General features: G+C 70.2%; 11 protein-coding genes and 1 pseudogene. 4 read left to right on the top strand and 8 right to left on the bottom strand.

What is annotated here, in order from left to right; translation table 11 throughout:
- The 5 genes and pseudogenes from WYM_RS10880 to WYM_RS10860 all read right to left on the bottom strand — a co-directional run.
- On the bottom strand, positions 1-725 hold a 725-nt coding region (locus WYM_RS10880), incomplete at its 3' end, for an urease subunit alpha (RefSeq protein WP_019180863.1).
- Between the two features lie 136 nt (positions 726-861).
- A pseudogene (locus tag WYM_RS10875) lies at positions 862-1,173 on the bottom strand (urease subunit beta); the annotation flags it as partial.
- A 26-nt stretch (positions 1,174-1,199) separates the two neighbouring features.
- Positions 1,200-2,018, bottom strand: coding sequence for a hypothetical protein (locus WYM_RS19940; RefSeq protein WP_019180861.1), 819 nt, complete (start codon positions 2,016-2,018; stop codon positions 1,200-1,202).
- A 4-nt stretch (positions 2,019-2,022) separates the two neighbouring features.
- Positions 2,023-2,328, bottom strand: a complete 306-nt coding sequence (locus tag WYM_RS10865; RefSeq protein WP_019180860.1) for an urease subunit gamma — start codon at positions 2,326-2,328, stop codon at positions 2,023-2,025.
- Between the two features lie 167 nt (positions 2,329-2,495).
- A complete protein-coding gene (locus WYM_RS10860; RefSeq protein ID WP_019180859.1) occupies positions 2,496-5,897 on the bottom strand; it encodes an FUSC family protein in 3,402 nt (1,133 codons plus the stop codon).
- A gap of 71 nt (positions 5,898-5,968) precedes the next feature.
- Between WYM_RS10860 and WYM_RS10855 the strand changes: the two genes are divergently transcribed.
- A complete protein-coding gene (locus WYM_RS10855; RefSeq protein WP_019180858.1) occupies positions 5,969-6,676 on the top strand; it encodes a Pr6Pr family membrane protein in 708 nt (235 codons plus the stop codon).
- 18 nt (positions 6,677-6,694) lie between these two features.
- Here WYM_RS10855 and WYM_RS10850 read toward each other — a convergent pair whose 3' ends face one another.
- On the bottom strand, positions 6,695-7,591 hold the full coding sequence (locus WYM_RS10850) for an alpha/beta hydrolase (protein WP_019180857.1): 897 nt from the start codon (positions 7,589-7,591) through the stop codon (positions 6,695-6,697).
- A 124-nt stretch (positions 7,592-7,715) separates the two neighbouring features.
- On the opposite strand from WYM_RS10850, the gene WYM_RS10845 reads away from it, so the two are divergent.
- Positions 7,716-10,085 (top strand): glycoside hydrolase family 65 protein, encoded by a 2,370-nt coding sequence (locus tag WYM_RS10845; protein ID WP_019180856.1) that lies wholly within the window; start codon positions 7,716-7,718, stop codon positions 10,083-10,085.
- An 82-nt stretch (positions 10,086-10,167) separates the two neighbouring features.
- On the opposite strand, the gene WYM_RS10840 is transcribed toward WYM_RS10845, so the two are convergent.
- Positions 10,168-11,544, bottom strand: coding sequence for a sensor domain-containing protein (locus WYM_RS10840; protein ID WP_019180855.1), 1,377 nt, complete (start codon positions 11,542-11,544; stop codon positions 10,168-10,170).
- The gene (locus WYM_RS10835) at positions 11,541-12,353 is read right to left on the bottom strand and encodes an alpha/beta fold hydrolase (RefSeq protein ID WP_019180854.1); all 813 of its coding nucleotides are present in this window, start codon (positions 12,351-12,353) and stop codon (positions 11,541-11,543) included. The genes WYM_RS10840 and WYM_RS10835 overlap by 4 nt, the downstream gene beginning before the upstream one ends.
- Before the next feature lie 212 nt (positions 12,354-12,565).
- Between WYM_RS10835 and WYM_RS10830 the strand changes: the two genes are divergently transcribed.
- On the top strand, positions 12,566-13,762 hold the full coding sequence (locus WYM_RS10830; RefSeq protein WP_026059738.1) for a glycosyltransferase: 1,197 nt from the start codon (positions 12,566-12,568) through the stop codon (positions 13,760-13,762).
- A 115-nt stretch (positions 13,763-13,877) separates the two neighbouring features.
- A complete protein-coding gene (locus WYM_RS10825) occupies positions 13,878-15,509 on the top strand; it encodes a LuxR C-terminal-related transcriptional regulator (protein WP_019180852.1) in 1,632 nt (543 codons plus the stop codon).
- Positions 15,510-15,600 lie beyond the last annotated feature (91 nt).

Here is a 15,600-nt window from a genome sequence, read left to right as displayed (position 1 = left end):
ACCCGCAGAGCCTGATCGAGCGCCGCCGGCGTGCTCCCCCAGTCCTCGTGCACCTTCAGTCCGCCCGCGCCGGCCTCGATCTGCTCGATGAGGGCCTGCGGCAGCGAGCCGTTGCCCTTGCCGTGGATGCCGACGTTGACGGGCAGCTCATCCCAGGCCTGCAGCATCCGATGGATGTTCCAGGCTCCTGGCGTGCAGGTCGTTCCGTTGGTTCCGTCGGTCGGTCCGGTGCCGCCGCCGAAAAGCGTGGTGATGCCGTTCGAGAGGGCGGCGAACGCCTGCTGCGGAGAGATGAAGTGCACGTGCGGGTCCATCGCGCCCGCCGTCGCGATCAGGTGCTCGCCGGCGATGACCTCGGTGCCCGGTCCGACGACGAGCTTGGGGTCGACGCCGTGCTGGGTCTGCGGGTTGCCCGACTTGCCGATGCCGACGATGAGGCCGTCCTTGACGCCGATGTCGCCTTTGACGATGCCGATGACGGGGTCCATCACGACGGCGTTGGTGATCACGAGGTCCAGCGCACCCTCGGTCTGGCTCGCCTGAGGGTCGGCGCCCATGCCGTCACGCGCCGACTTGCCACCGCCGTAGACGATCTCGTCGCCATAGCTTCTGTCGGCGAAGTCCTTCTCGATCTCGATGATGAGGTTGGTGTCGGCGAGCTGCACCTTGTCGCCGACGGTGGGGCCGAAGAGGTCGGTGTACTGCCTGCGAGGGATGACGGCCATGTCAGTTGCTGCCCTTCGGGGTCTGCGGCGCGGATGCGGCGGGAGCGGATGCCGCGTCCGGCGTGGTGCTCGGTTCGCCGTTCTCGAACCCGCGCTCGGTCAGCCGGCGCAGGGCGGCGGTGCGGGTCTGCGCCGAGTCGAGACCGCCGTTCACGAGCCCGTTGAACCCGACGACGCGCCGCGCTCCGGCGAAGGCGACCAGGGTCACCTGCTTCGTCTCGCCCGGCTCGAACCGCACGCCGGTACCCGCCGGGATGTCGAGGTGCATGCCCCAGGCCTGCTCGCGCTCGAACCGCATCGCAGGGTTGACCTCGAAGAAGTGGAAGTGCGACCCGACCTGCACCGGCCGATCTCCGGTGTTGCTGACCCGCAGCGTGGCCGACGCACGGCCGGCGTTGATCTCGATGGTGTCGTCGCCGTGAAGATACTTCGGTCGTCTGCTGGCCATGGGTGATCCTTCCGCCGGCTGCGTTATCAGTGGTGCGCGTGGGTGTGGGTGGTTCCGTCTGCGTGCGTGTGGGTGTGCCCGTGGGAGTGGCCGTGTCCTTGGCTCTCTTCGAAGGCGTGCGAGTGGGCGTAGCCGTGTCCGTGGTCGGCGCCGAGACCTGCATCCATCCCGTCCTCGCCGGCCTCGATCGCGGCGAGGGCGTCCCGCACGCGGTCGCGGACGACGCGGCGGACGGCCGAGTCGCTCAGGAGCGGGCCGAGACCTTCCGCATCAGAGGCCGGGAGCGCCGCGGCGAAGCCGGCGGGAACGGCCGCCACGCGCGACGCGCCGATGCGACGCAGCCGCTGGGTCGCGGCGTCGATCGACGCGGCGTCGTCCGCGATGACGGCGGCGACCTCGGGCAAGGCGCCGTGGGCCGCGACGAGATAGGCGATGCGGTGCAGCTCCGCCTCGTCGAAGGCGTTCGAGCGAGGAGCGACGACAAGCAGGGCCATGTCGGGATCGAGCGCCCGCGCGCGATTCGCGGCGGTGCGCAGCCACGCGATGAGGTGGTCCGGCTGGCCGAACGGGGCGGCGAGCGCGAGGCGGCCGGGATGCCGCGGCGCGAGCCATTTCAGCGTCTTGGCGGTGTCGGCGACCATCGTCGGATTGCGGCCGAAGGTCATCGGAACGACGACGACGGTCTCGCCGGAGTCCAGCGACGCCGCGATCACGTTATGGAGTCCGCGACCGGGGGCTGCCGCGCGGAAGCGCTCGTCCTCGTCTTCGAAGCGGACGAGATCGGCTCCGTAGGCGCTCTCATGACCGCCGACGAGGATCGCTCGTACGGCTGGGCCCCCGGTCACGGACTCAGCCGCCGATCGGGTCGTGGCAGGAGACCAGCTTGGTCCCGTCAGGGAACGTCGCCTCCACCTGCAGCAGGGTGATGCGCTCCCGCACCCCCGCCATGCATTCGTCGACGGTCACGATGGTCTTCCCGAGCTCCATGCACTCGGCCACCGTCTTCCCGTCACGCGCGCCTTCGAGAATCGCCTCGGTCACCAGGGCCTGCGCCTCGCTGATGTTCAGCTTCGTCCCGCGGTCGCGCCGGCGGCGAGCCAGCTCCGCGACCTGATACACCAGCAGCTTGTCGATCTCGCGCGGAGACAAGTCCATGTCAACTCCTGCATCGTCGGCCGACCCCCGGCCGCGACATCGGCCCCCCATCGGTCATCCTGGCATGTCCGACGCATTCCAGGCGAGGCATCCGTGCAGATTTCTTCCGCCGTCCACTCACGCGTGCGAGAAGTCCGACCCCGTCCATGCCGTGCGCGGGATGCTCGTCACCGCTTCGGAGCCGCCGCGGCGGCGGCGCGCGGGTCAGCGGTGGGATGGGCCGCGGTCATCGCGTCGACGGTTCCCGGTTTCACCGCCTCGATGAGAGCGAGCAGCGCCTGATTGAGGCGGACAGCGTACAGCACGAAGACCCGCGCGTGACGAGACTGCGCGCCAACGCCGTCGAGGTCCGCCGGGTCCTGCACGCGCGCGGGCAGGTCGCCGGCGAGGACGGCCTCCACCGCGGCGACGTTGTCGGCCGTGGCGCGGTCCAGTGCGGCGAGATCGGTGTCGGTCAGCCCGACCAGCCCGGGCCCGTCGTCCCGATCGGCCGCGCGCCGGAGGTAGTACAGCACCGACCACAGCGCGGTGAACTGCGCCTCGATGCCGGTGGGCTGCAGCGATCCGGCGTTGCCGCGCACCGGCCGGGCGACCTCTTCGAGCACGGTGAGCCGGCGCGCTGCCTCACGAAGACCGGCAGCGCCGCCGTCCCCCGCGCGCGCGAAGACGTCGTGTGCGGTGGATCCCGCGAGCCGCACCACGTCGGCCATTCCGTCCAGCACGCGTCGTCTCGTGCGGGTGGGCAGGAGGAGCGCCGACACGGTCACCGCCACGAGCGCGCCGATGGCGGTCTCGACGACGCGGATCTGCACCGTCTCGACGCTGAGCGTGCCGAGGACGTCGTACATGGTGGCCAGCAGCAGCGTCTGCCAGAACGCGGTCCACGTCGACGAGATCGGCCGGAGGAACGCGATGAAGAACACGCTCACGACCAGGAGGGGGAACGCGACGGCGACGCTGTGGCCGGCGAAGATCGCCAGGCCGAAGGCGATCGCCGCGCCGGCCAGTGTCGCAAGGATGCGCTGCAGCGCCTTGAGCCGCGTCTCGCCGTCGGACCCGCTGAGCACTCCGAACGCGGGCATGGCCGCCCAGTACTGGTGACTGGTCGAGACGAGGCTTCCCAGGAGCAGGGCCAGACCGGTGGAGACCCCCGCCTGCAGGGCCTGCCGCCCGGATGCCGCGGCTGCGGGCCGGTGCCCGGCGGTGTCACCGCCGGTGTCGTCCAGCCCGACGACGGGCGCCGGATCGGCAGCGCCCACGCTCTCGGCGGTGTCGGCGGCTGCCTCGTCGGCATCCTTCAGCGTGTGAAGCCGGTCGGCGGTCGCGCGCAGGTCGAGCGCCGCCGCTCGCATCCGTCGCACGTCCGGCGGCCACTCCTCCGGGATCTCGTCGTCGTCCCCGTCCGTCCGCACGGCCGACGTCGTCGCGTCGGCGCCCGGGAGCGCGCGGAGGTGTTCCTGCACGCTCACGAGGTCGGCGGCGAGCTGCGCGCGCTGTTCGATCGTGATCGCGACCCCCTGCGTGATCGGCACGATCGCGGCGAGGTTCTGCGCCGCGAGCTGCACGTCGAAGACACGGACCCGCAGCGCCTGCGCGCGCGTCGACGTCAGCGCCGAGGCATCCGCGTCGTCCAGCTGACCGGCGATCACACCCGCCGTCCGCTGCACCGCCTCCTGCCGCCGGCGAAGGGCGCGCACCAGGCGCGGGTCGCGTCGGCCTGTCGAGACGAGATCGACCATGGTCTCGAGCAGCAGGCCCAGCCGGACGTACACCGCCACGATTCCGGGGTCGATCCGGCGACGCGACGCAGTGCCGGGGAGCAGGTTCGCGCCCCAGCTGCAGACGAGCCCGATGCCGGCGGCGATCAGCGCACCCGGCAGATCGCGGACGTGCAGACCGAGCAGCAGCGCGAAGTAGAACGCGATGAAGCCGAGCTGACCAAGGCCGCCGGCCCGGGTCCCGTAGCGGCGCAGCCAGACTGCCGCCGCGGCGACCACGGCGATCGCGACGACCGTCACCACCGGGTCTCGGGGCAGCACCGTGCCGACGGTCACACCGATCGCCGTCGGGAGCACGGCGACGATGCCGATCCAGCGACGTGTGGCAGAGGGCGAGCCGATCGTGGCCGGAGAGGCGAAGAGCGCGATAAGTCCCGCCAGCACAGACCCGTAGAGCGCGTCGGTCCCAGTGAGCAGGGCGAGGGGCACCACGATGCCGATGGCGACGACGACGCCTGCCATGACGCGGAGGGCCCCGGTGAACCGGACCAGGCCCGGATCGATGAACAGGCGACGCTGCCGCAGCCACTCGGCGACCGGGCCCGCGCGGCGCGGCGCGAGGTCGACGGGCGCGGGGGTCGCGTCAACCATGTCCATCGGAAGCAGCTCATACCCGCCGTCGACGGCGTCGAGCGGGATCCCGTCCGCCGTGCGCGCGATCCGGCGGTAGATCGGCTGATAGTCCAGATCGCGGCTGACCGCCGCCAGAAGCGACTGGGCCTGGAACTCGAACGGCAGCCATGCCAGATAGCGCCGGTAGGCATCGGCAGGATCGATCGCGGCATCCGATCGGGTCAGCGCCGCCATCCTCCGGTCGATCCTGAGGAACCGCGCGACCCAGGGATCGAGCCCGTTGCGGGATGCCGGCGCGGGGAAGCCGCTCACGGCGTCGTCGAACTGCGTTGCCGTCACGGGCGCCGGGACCGGTCCCGTGCTCCAGCGCAGCGCCTGCTCCACACGCACGCGGAAGTCCTCGAACACCTCTGTCAGCCGGATGACGCCGGGCTCGGTCGACGGCTCGCTGCCCGTCGGAAGGCCCCAGCGCAGCGCTCCGATCACTCCGGCGGTCATCGAGAGCGAGAACGGCAGCGAGAACTGATCGCGTCCGCTCTGGAAGTAATAGGCGGCCCGGTTCTGCGCCAGCCCGTCGCCGTAGGCACTCAGCGAGGTGAGGATCGAGTCCAGCTGGCCCTCCAGCCCGCGCGGACGCCCCTCGGGGAAGAACGGGGCGAGCGAGTCGATGGGGTCGGTGATGCCGCGGCCGGCGCGGAAGAAGTTCGCCGACAGCGACTGGAGCGACTGGATGACGCCGTAGACGCTCCCGAGGAACGTGATGATGAACGACAGCAGCACCACGCTGATCATCGCCTCGGCGACGGTGACGATGTTCATCACCGCTGCCCCGGGGCCGATGTTGTCGACACCTACCGTGGCGAATTGACCGAGGCTCAAGTAGAAGGCGCCGAGGAAGTCCGGCTCGACTCCCGCCGATGTCACGAGCGCGCCGCTCATTCCCATCGCGCCGAGATAGATGAAGGTGAATCCGAGCACGATGCCGACCACCCACCACAGGATGGTGACGATGATGAGGACGCCGGTGACCTGGCGGAGCACCACCGGGCGCCATCTGCGCCCGACCCGGCGGGTGATGGCGCGCAGCACCAGCCACTGCAGACGGACGATCCGGTCGACGAACAGCCCGGACTCGTCGTAGTTGAGCACCGCGAGGAACGCGTCGAGGAGCGTGACGAGAAGGAGCACGACCCCGACGACGACCCAGACGACGTCCATGCGGCATACCTTATCGGCCGGGTCACCGCTAGCATGTGCCCGGGCGCATACGACCTTGGGGGGCCACGCCGATGAACGCGACGATCGCGACTTCTGAGTCCACGCATGTCCGGGAGCGCGTCGCGCGGATCTGGTTCGGCACGATCGCCGTCGTGGTCGCGATCGCGCTGGTGATCCAGATCGTCCTCATCCTGACGGGCGGGCAGGACGCCAACTCGGGCGAGAACGCCACAGGGCCGGTGGGCACCAGGATGGTGCGGCTGTTCAGCTTCTTCACGATCCAGAGCAACCTCTTCGTGCTGGGCACATCGATCGCCCTCGCGCTCAACCTGTTCCGCGACGGCAGGCTCTGGCGGGTGCTGCGCTTCGATGCACTGCTCGGCATCATCATCACGGGTCTCGTCTACGAGACCGTCCTCGCGCAGCTGGTCCACCCGCAGGGGTGGGCGCTCGCCGCGACCATCGGGTTCCACTACATCGCGCCGTGGGCGACGCTGATCGGCTGGCTCGTCTTCGGGCCGCGTCCGCGCCTGACGTGGACCTCGACGGCGCTCGGCTTCATCTGGCCGCTGCTGTGGCTCGTCTACACCTTCGTCCACGGCGCCGTCACCGGCTGGTACCCGTATCCGTTCCTCGACGTCGACACGATCGGCTTCGCCGAATCGGTGCGCAACTCCGCGATCGTGCTCTTCATCGGCGTCCTCATCGCCGTCGTGCTGACCTTCCTGGACCACCACCTCCCCTCGCTCGTGCGCGACCGCACCGGCGAGCGTCGATAGCAGCGGCAGCTCGTCCGTTCAGCCGAGTTGCGTGCGGGCGAACCGACCGAACTCGGCAAGCGCGTCTCGCGCTTCGGCGAGCACCGCGTTCCACAGCGGGAAGGCGTGGATCATGCCCGGGAAGGCGTGCAGCTGCACATCGACGCCCGCGATCGCCGCTGCCCGGGCGAACCGCACGGAGTCATCGAGCAGGGTCTCGTCGGTGCCGACGCCGATCAGGGTGGGCGGCAGTCCGGTCAGGTCGGCGAAGAGCGGTGATACTCGCGTATCGTCGCGCGCCATCCCGGTCGGCAGGTACGCCGTCGCGAGCTCGTCGAGGTACGCGCGATGCAGCAGCGGGTCGATCGCGTCGTTGTCGTCCATCGAGGCGCCCGAGAGCGTGAGATCGGTCCAGGGCGAGACCAGCCAGAGGCAGGCCGGGACGGTCCGTCCGGTCTGCGCCAGCTCCTGCCACAGGGCGAGGCTGAGCCCCCCGCCGGCGCTGTCGCCGCCGACGACGATCCGCTCCGGTGCGTAACCCTCCGCGAGGAGCCAGTCCCAGGCGGCGAGCGCGTCGTCGAGCGCGGCGGGATACGGATGCTCGGGCGCGAGCCGGTACCCGACCGCGAGCACGCTCACCCCGGCGGCGCGTCCGGCCTCGGCCGCCATCGTCCGGTGGCTCGCGATCGAGCCCGAGCAGTATCCGCCGCCGTGCAGGAACAGCAGCACGCGATCCTCAGCGACGCCCGGCGCGCGCGACCACTCCGCCGGGACTCCCCCGGCGTCGACGGATTCGAATGCGATGTCGCCGGCGACCGGCCACGCTCCGCCGACCTCCTCGATCCTCGCGCGCCTCTCCTCCCAGCCGACGGGCCGGGGCTTCGAGCCGAGCAGGGCACGCACGGCTGCGATGCCGTCGTCGGTGGGAGCCGCCATGCCGGTCACGCTAGCGCAGCGCCGGCAGTCGCACATCGGGACCAGGACCAGGACCTGTCAACCCGATGCCCCCGGCGACCGCCACGCGGCATGCTGGCCGGAAGACGCCGACAAGAGGAGTGAGATGACGCAGCACCCGTTCGACGTGGATCCGTGGGGCATCGGCTGGTCGGGGTCGCAGAGCTCGAGCTGGGAGGGCGACGAGCTGACGCACCGCGAGTCGGTCTTCGCGCTGTCGAACGGCCACGTCGGATGGCGCGGAATGCTCGACGAGGGCGATCCGTGCGGCACCGCCGGCACCTACCTGAACGGCGTGTTCGAAGAGCACCCGATGCCGTACGCAGAGGACGGCTACGGCTACCCCGAGAACGGCCAGACCGTGGTCAACGTGCCGGACGGCAAGGTCATCCGGCTGTTCGTCGGCGACGAGCCCTTCGACGTGCGGGCCGGCCGACTGGACGAGCACCGGCAGTTCCTCGACTTCCGCACCGGCGTCCTTCAGCGCGCCGTCACATGGACCTCGCCCGCCGGCGTCACCGTCAGGATCGACTCCTCGCGACTCGTATCGCTGACCCATCGAGCGATCGCCGCCGTCGACTACCGGGTCACGGTGATCGACGGCGACGCCGAGATCATCCTGCTCTCCGAGATCGTCGCGAACGAGCCGCTTCCTCAGGTGCATCCTGATCCGCGGGTCATGGAGTCGTTCGACAAGCCGTTCATCGCGGTCGATCAGGTCGTGACCGGCGATCGCGCGACGCTCCTGCACCGCACCAGGCGGAGCGGGATCGGCGTCGCAGTGACCAAGGATCACCGGATCTCGGCGCCGGAATCAGCCGCCGTCCGCACCGAGGCGGCGGATGATCTCGCGCGCACGACGGTCAGCGTGCGACTCGCGCCGGGTGACAGCATCCGCCTGCTCGCCTGCGTGGGTCACGAGTGGTCGGACTCGCTCGCCGACGCCGCCCTTCGCGATCGGGCAGAGGCCGCCGTCGAGTCGGCGATGCGCCTGGGCTGGGAAGGACTGGCACGCGAGCAGCGGGAATACCTCGACGCCTTCTGGGACTGCGCGGATGTGCGGATCGAGGGGTCGGCCCATCTGCAGCAGAGCGTTCGGTTCGCGCTGTTCCAGGTCCTGCAGTCGGCAGCGCGGGCAGAAGTCCGCTCGATCCCCGGCAAGGGACTGACCGGCGCAGGATACGAAGGGCACACCTTCTGGGACGCCGAGGCGTTCGTCCTGCCGGTGCTCACGTACACCGCTCCCGCGGCCGCGCGCGACGCGCTGCGCTGGCGCCACTCGACCCTGAACCATGCCCGTCGGCGAGCGGAGCAGCTGCATCTGGCCGGGGCCGCCTTCCCGTGGCGCACGATCGACGGCAGGGAGTGCTCGGGCTACTGGCCCGCCGGCACCATCGCCTTCCACATCAACGCCGACATCGCCGACGCCGTGGTGCGGTACACGCGCGCCACGGGCGACGAGAAGTTCGAGCGCGAGAACGGGGTCGAGATCCTGATCGAGACGGCTCGCCTGTGGCTCGCCCTCGGCCGGTGGGACGACCGCGGCGGATTCCACATCGACGGGGTGACCGGGCCCGACGAGTACTCCGCCCTGGTGAACGACAACGTCTTCACCAATCTCATGGCGCAGAAGAATCTCCGCGCCGCGTGCGACGCCGCGCGTCGCCACTCGGATCGAGCGAGAGATCTCGGCGTCACCGACGACGAGATCTCGCGGTGGACGACGGCCGCCGCCGCGGTGCACATCCCGTTCGACACGGAGCGCGGCATCCATCCCCAGTCGGCGGGGTTCACCGAGCAGGAACGATGGGACTTCGATCGCACCTCGCCCGAGCAGTACCCGCTGCACAGTCACTTCCCGTACTTCGACCTCTACCGCAAGCAGGTGGTCAAGCAGGCCGACCTGGTGCTCGCCCTCCAGTTCGCCCACGAGGCGTTCTCGCCCGAGCAGACCGCTCGCGCCTTCGCCTACTACGAAGCGCTCACGGTGCGGGATTCCTCGCTGTCGGCGGCCGCACAAGCGGTCGTCGCTGCCTGGGTCGGCCATCTGCCGCTCGCGATGGAGTACCTGATCGAGGCAGCCGCGATCGACCTCGACGACCTGCACGAAAACGTCGACGGCGGCCTGCATGTGGCCGCCCTGGCGGGGGTGTGGAGTGCCCTCGTGCGAGGCTTCGGCGGTATGCGCGACGGCGCCGAGGGCCTGCAGTTCGCGCCGAGACTGTCACCGCCGATGACCGGGCTGTCGTTCGGCGTCCGCATCGGCGGCCGCACGCTCCGCGTCGACGTCGAGAGCGAGGCCGCGACGTACCGGCTGGCATCAGGGACGCCGCTGACCCTGCGGCATTTCAGCGAGACGCACGTGGTCGAGCCCGGTGCACCGCTGCGTCTTCCGATCCCGGAACTGGCCGATCCCGGCCCCGTGCCGTCGCAACCGGCCGGACGTGCGCCGAAGCAGCTCGCGGGCCACGAATGAGTGCGAGCCGGTCACGCCCGCCGTAACGATCCGGCTCCGATGTCGAAATCCTCGCGCAGCGGATCAGGCCGGTGGCAGCGGATCAGGCGGGTGGCAGCGAGTCGAAGCTGAAGCGATCCTTGCCCGCATCCTTCGATGAATACATGGCTCGATCGGCTCGGATGAGAAGCTGCTCTCCACTGGGCGGGGCGCTCTCGCCCGGCCGGTAGAGGGAGACGCCCACACTCACCGACGCGGAGATGACCCCGTTGTGAACCGTGATCGGCGCTCGGGTCGTGCTGAGGATGCGTTCCGCGATGGATGCTGCGGCCTCGGCATCCGCGCCCCTGCAGAGCGCGACGAACTCGTCGCCGCCGATACGACCCACGACGTCGCCGGCGCGGACGCCGGCCTGCAGGCGGTTCGCCAGCTCGACGAGCACGCCGTCGCCCGCCGCATGGCCGAACTCGTCGTTGATCCGCTTGAAGTCGTCGATATCGAGGAACAGCACCGAGAGCGGCTGACCGCTCGCGGTGGCCTGGGCGATCGCGTCATCGAGGTTCTGCTGCAGCAGCTCCCGGTTGGCGACGCCGGTGAGCTGATCATGAAGGGCGAGGTAGGCGAGCCGCCGCTCGAGCCGTACGCGCACCAGCGTCTGTGACGCCTGCCTGCCCAGTGCCTGCTGCAGATCGAAGAACTGATCGTCGAAGTCGGTGCGGCGGCCGAAGAAGCACACCAGCACGCCGAGCTGACGCCCATCGGCGAGGAGCGGGGTGACGCTGAGCGCGGCGATCCGCGTCTCTTTCATCGCGACGGCGAGCTCGGGGAACTCCTCCCGCGCCCGGGCCTGATCGACCACCGTCACCCGCGCGGTGTAGCGAAGCTCGGCGACCGGCCCGACTTTCCCCTTCAGCGGGTTCGTCCCCGCAGCGAGGATGAGTCCGTCGTCATCGAAGAGCAGCACCGCCGTATGGCGAGCGTGGAACGCGTCGCGGGCGACGTCCACGAAGGACTGGGCGACGTCCTCGTCGCTGGCGCTCACGCCGAAGATGCTCGAGATCTCTTGAAGGACCCGCACACGAGCCTCGGATGATTCGGCCGACCGCCGGGCGACCAGCAGATCCGACTCGTAGCGAAGGCGGTCGCTCGCGTTGAAGAGGGCGCTCCGCACGACCTGCGCATCGCTGTCGAGCGTCGAGCTCATCAGCAGCGGCACGCTCCGTCCCTCACTGTCGACGACCGTGAGGACTGCTTCGCTCACCTCTTCGGACAGATGGATGAGCTGCAGGTGACGGGTTTCGTAGAACAGGCGGCTGCCCGCGTCGAGAAGGGATGCGAACGGCCGACCGATCACGTCCGAGGCGGGATGACCGATCCAGGAGAGGAAGGTCCTGTTCGCCTCCGTCAGGATGCCGTCGAGTGAGACGGCGATGAGGCCGCACGGTGCCCGGTGGAACCACGCCTCATCCGAGGCGATCACGACAGGTACTCGCGGATGCGGGCGACGACCTCTTCCGGGCCGGAGAGGACGGGCACGTGCCCGGTGGTCTCGAGGAACTCCAGACGACTGCCGGGGATCGCCTCGTGGACGTATCGACCGACCTCGGGCGGCGCGATGGCGTCGTCGCTGGCCTGCAGCACGAGCGTCGGCACCGAGACGAGACGCAGATCGTCGCGGTTGTCCGACAGGAACGTGGCACGGGCGAACTGCCGGGCGATGACGGGATCGATGCTGCAGAAGCTGGCGGTGAGCCGGGCTCCGAGTTCGGGGCGGTCGGGGTTGCCCATGATCACGGGCGCCATGGTGCCGGACCATCCGAGATAGTTGGCGTCGAGCGTGTCGAGCAGCGCCGCGATGTCTTCCTCTTCGAAGCCCCCGCGATAGTCGCCGTCGTTGATGTATCTCGGCGACGGCCCGATGAGGATCAGATCGCTGAACCGGTCGGGCTCCCGGTTGGCGGCCAGGACGCCGATCATCGCGCTGACCGAGTGCCCCACGAACGCCACGTCCCGCGCGTCCATCGCCGCAAGGATCTCGAGGACGTCGTCGGCATACCCGTCCAGGGACTCGTACTTGCCGGGCTCGTAGGCCGCGACATCCGAGCCGCCCGCGCCGACATGGTCGAAGCGCAGCACCCGATAGTCGGCCTCGAACTGCGGCGCCACCAGGCTCCACGCATCCTGGCTGCAGCCGAACCCGTGCGAGAACATCAGCAGCCGGCCGTCCGGATTGCCGGTCACCGTGACGTTGTTGCGGCGCAGCGGATCGCGCGTCCGAACGACATCCATCCGAGCTCCTGATCTTCGCGCCCGGGCGAACGCGTCCAGGGAAAAGCCTAATCGACGCCGAGCCGCTCCCTCCACGTTCGTTCACGTACTGCACATCCGCGATTCATCGACATCCGGGCGAACAGACCGGAGCATGAATGCACTCGGCTTCCACGCCGCCCATCGGTGCAATGAGTGCCCATCCCCCGCTCCACCGCCCGAGAGGAGTCGCCGTGAATCGACCTACCCGAGTGCTGTCGCTGTACGAAGGGTTCTTCGCCGGCGGCGCCCGCATCCTCCACAGCGACGACGTCGCGGGTCTTCATGCCACTCGCGAGCAGCAGCACGGCGTCCTCACGATCGCCTCGGCAGTGCGTCGGGAGTCGACCCGCCAGCCGATGCAGAGTGATCCTCGGTACCGCCGGCTGGTCAGGGCCGGTGTCGCCGTCGACACGCTGGGACGCGAGAGCTTCGGCGAGGTGCCCGACCCCTCGTCTTTCACCGACGCAGAACTCCGCGTCGCCGCCGACGCGGTGAGCCGCGCGGATCTCGTCCTGTCGCTGAAGGAGCAGCCGATCGGTCTACTTCTCGCACTCCGAGAGCGGGGATGGATGCCGCAGATCCCGGTCGCGACATGCCTGCACCGGTCCGACCCGCTGCACTCCGGCCCTGCGCTCGGCTGGCTCGCTGAGGCTGCGAGAACAGGGCTCGTCACGGCGACGATCTCGTGCGCCGACTCCACCAGCGACGCCTATGCGCGCGCCGGCGTGCACGCCGCCGAGCGCTTCGTCATCGCCAACGGCATCGACACGAAGCGATTCCGGCCGGGAACGCGCGGCCAGGTCGCAGCGACCCGCCGCCGCCTCGGCATCCCGTCGACCGCACCGGTCATCGTCATCGCCGCGCGCTTCGACGCGATGAAGGACCCCGGCCTGTTCCTTCGGGCAGTCGCCGAGCACGCCCGCCGTTCGCCCGGAACGCACTACGTGCTCTGTGGAGCCGGGATGACGTGGCAGAACGCGGCTCTCGAGGAGCTTGTGGCTCAGTCAGAGGTGGCGACTCCGGATCGCCTACACGCCCTGGGGATCCGCGACGACATGCCGTCGATCTATCAGATCGCCGATGTCGTCGCCCTCACCAGCGCGTTCGGCGAGGCCTCCCCGCTCTGCCTCATCGAGGGTGCCGCGTGCGGCGCGACACCGGTGACGACCGACGTCGGAGATGCCGCGCGACAGATCGACGGCATCGGCGTGGCCACTCCGCACGATCCGCGAGCGATCGCCGATGCCTGGACGTGGGTGCTCGAGCGGCGCGCCGATCTCCGCGCCGCAGCGCTCGCCGCCCGGGCGCGGATCGGCCGTGACCGGATGATCGGCGAGTACGCAGCGGCGATGGACGCCCTCCATCGCCGGAGTGCGATCGCGGCCTGATTCGGGCCCGCGGCGACCGGGCTTGTACCGGCGTCGACCCAGCGATACGGTCTCCCCACACGGTGCGGGCACTGCCCGACTACGGCGGATCGGTGCGCGCCCGGCTGGGAGCGCCATGGTCGCGACGGGTGTACGTGACGAACTCGCGCGAGCCGCCGATGCGGGTCGCTGGCGTGAGGTGTGCGAACGCTTCGGCGAGTCCTCACTTCGCGGCCGCACGGCCCTGTCGGCGACCGAGCTGAAGGTGATGTCGACCGCCTCGTTCCTCCGGGGCGACCCTGAGGGCGCAGCCCGCTTCCTGACCGACGCGCACGGCATGCATCTGACCGACGGCGACATCGTCGGAGCGGCGCGCACGGCGGGATGGCTCGCCCTGGAGCTGCTCGAGTCCGGCGAGCTGTCACTGGCCGGCACCTGGGTGGCGCGGGGGCTGCGCCTCGTCGACCGGCTGCCCCCGGCGAGCGCCGTGGGCGCGCTGGTCGCGCTTGTTCCGGCGGCCCTCGTCGCCATGTTCGTCGGCGACGAGCGCGAGGCGATCCACCGCTTCGACGAGATCGCCGAGGTGGCCGAACGCACGGGCGACCACGAGCTCGCCGCGCACGCGGCATTCGGTCGGGGCAAATGCCTCACGACGCTCGGGCGCACCACCGACGGACTTCGCGATTTTGATGCGGCGATGGCCGCTGTCCGCGCCGGCGAGGTCTCGTCGTTGTCCAGGTGCATCTTCTACCGGGTCGCACTCGACGTGGCACACGAGAGCTTCGATCTCGAGCGGGCCGAGGCGTGGACATCCTCCTTCGTGAGCTGGTGCGAGGCGCACCCCGAGCTCATCGCTTATAGCGGACAGGCTCACGCGTATCGCGCACAGCTCTGTCTGCTGCATGGGCGCTGGGCCGAGGCATCCGCCGCCGCTCACCTGGCCGAAGACAGGCTGCGAGCCGGCGACTTCACTGCGGGCTACGTCGCCAACTATCAGCTCGCCGAGCTGCACCGGCGACGGGGCGAGGCGCGGCCGGCCGAGGAGTACTACCGCCGCGCCGGGCTGACGGGATGGGATCCGCAGCCCGGACTCGCCCTGCTTCACCTCGCCGGCGACAACGGCCGCGTCGCTCAGGCGATGATCCGCGAGAGCGTGGCCGGCGCTGATGAGGCGACCCGCCGTCGGCTGCTTCCGGCGGTGGTGCACATCGAGGTCGCGGCGGGCGGCCTCGAGCCGGCGCGGCGCGCGGCCGACGAACTCGCTTCGCTGGCTCGGGCGTCGACCGCCGCGATGCTGAGCGCGGTCGCTGAGTTCGCCGAGGCGGAGGTGATGCTGGCCGAGGATCTGCCGGAACAGGCGCTCGAGCATGCGACGGCGGCCGGCGCCGCGTGGTTCGCCCTCGACGCGCCCGACGACGTGGCGCGATGCCGGGCCCTTCGGGGAAGGATCCTGCGAGCACTGCATCAGGCGGATGCCGCGGCCGCCGAATTCGCGGCGGCCCGGCGCATCTTCTCCGAACTGGGGGCGGCGTCCGAGTTGGACGGCGTTGCGGCGCTGACCGGCGAGCACCTCGCTCGGCGTCTCACCGCGCGCGAGGTCGAAGTGCTCCGGCTCGTCACGACCGGGCTCACCAACCGCGGCATCGCGACGGAGCTCTCGCTCAGCGAGAAGACGGTCGCTCGGCATATGAGCAACATCTTCGGCAAGCTGGGGCTGTCATCCCGCGCGGCGGCGACCTCGTACGCGTACGAGCACCGACTCCTCTGAGCCGCCGCGCGCGGCATCGGTCTGCATAATCCTGCCCATACCCGGTCGGTCGCGGAATGGGTGGTTCGGTCGAAGCGCCGGCCCGGACGCC

This window comes from Microbacterium yannicii PS01 (assembly GCF_000304335.1).
In the GTDB taxonomy this organism is placed as follows: domain Bacteria; phylum Actinomycetota; class Actinomycetes; order Actinomycetales; family Microbacteriaceae; genus Microbacterium; species Microbacterium yannicii_A.
Note: the sequence above shows the minus strand (reverse complement) of the source record. Positions and strands in the feature narration are given on the sequence as shown.

Coding starts and splice junctions, on each gene's coding strand:
- WYM_RS10865 (WP_019180860.1), bottom strand. CDS start 2,328: ATGGACTTGTCTCCGCGCGAGATCGACAAGCTGCTGGTGTATCAGGTC.
- WYM_RS10860 (WP_019180859.1), bottom strand. CDS start 5,897: ATGGACGTCGTCTGGGTCGTCGTCGGGGTCGTGCTCCTTCTCGTCACG.
- WYM_RS10855 (WP_019180858.1), top strand. CDS start 5,969: ATGAACGCGACGATCGCGACTTCTGAGTCCACGCATGTCCGGGAGCGC.
- WYM_RS10850 (WP_019180857.1), bottom strand. CDS start 7,591: ATGGCGGCTCCCACCGACGACGGCATCGCAGCCGTGCGTGCCCTGCTC.
- WYM_RS10845 (WP_019180856.1), top strand. CDS start 7,716: ATGACGCAGCACCCGTTCGACGTGGATCCGTGGGGCATCGGCTGGTCG.
- WYM_RS10835 (WP_019180854.1), bottom strand. CDS start 12,353: ATGGATGTCGTTCGGACGCGCGATCCGCTGCGCCGCAACAACGTCACG.
- WYM_RS10825 (WP_019180852.1), top strand. CDS start 13,878: ATGGTCGCGACGGGTGTACGTGACGAACTCGCGCGAGCCGCCGATGCG.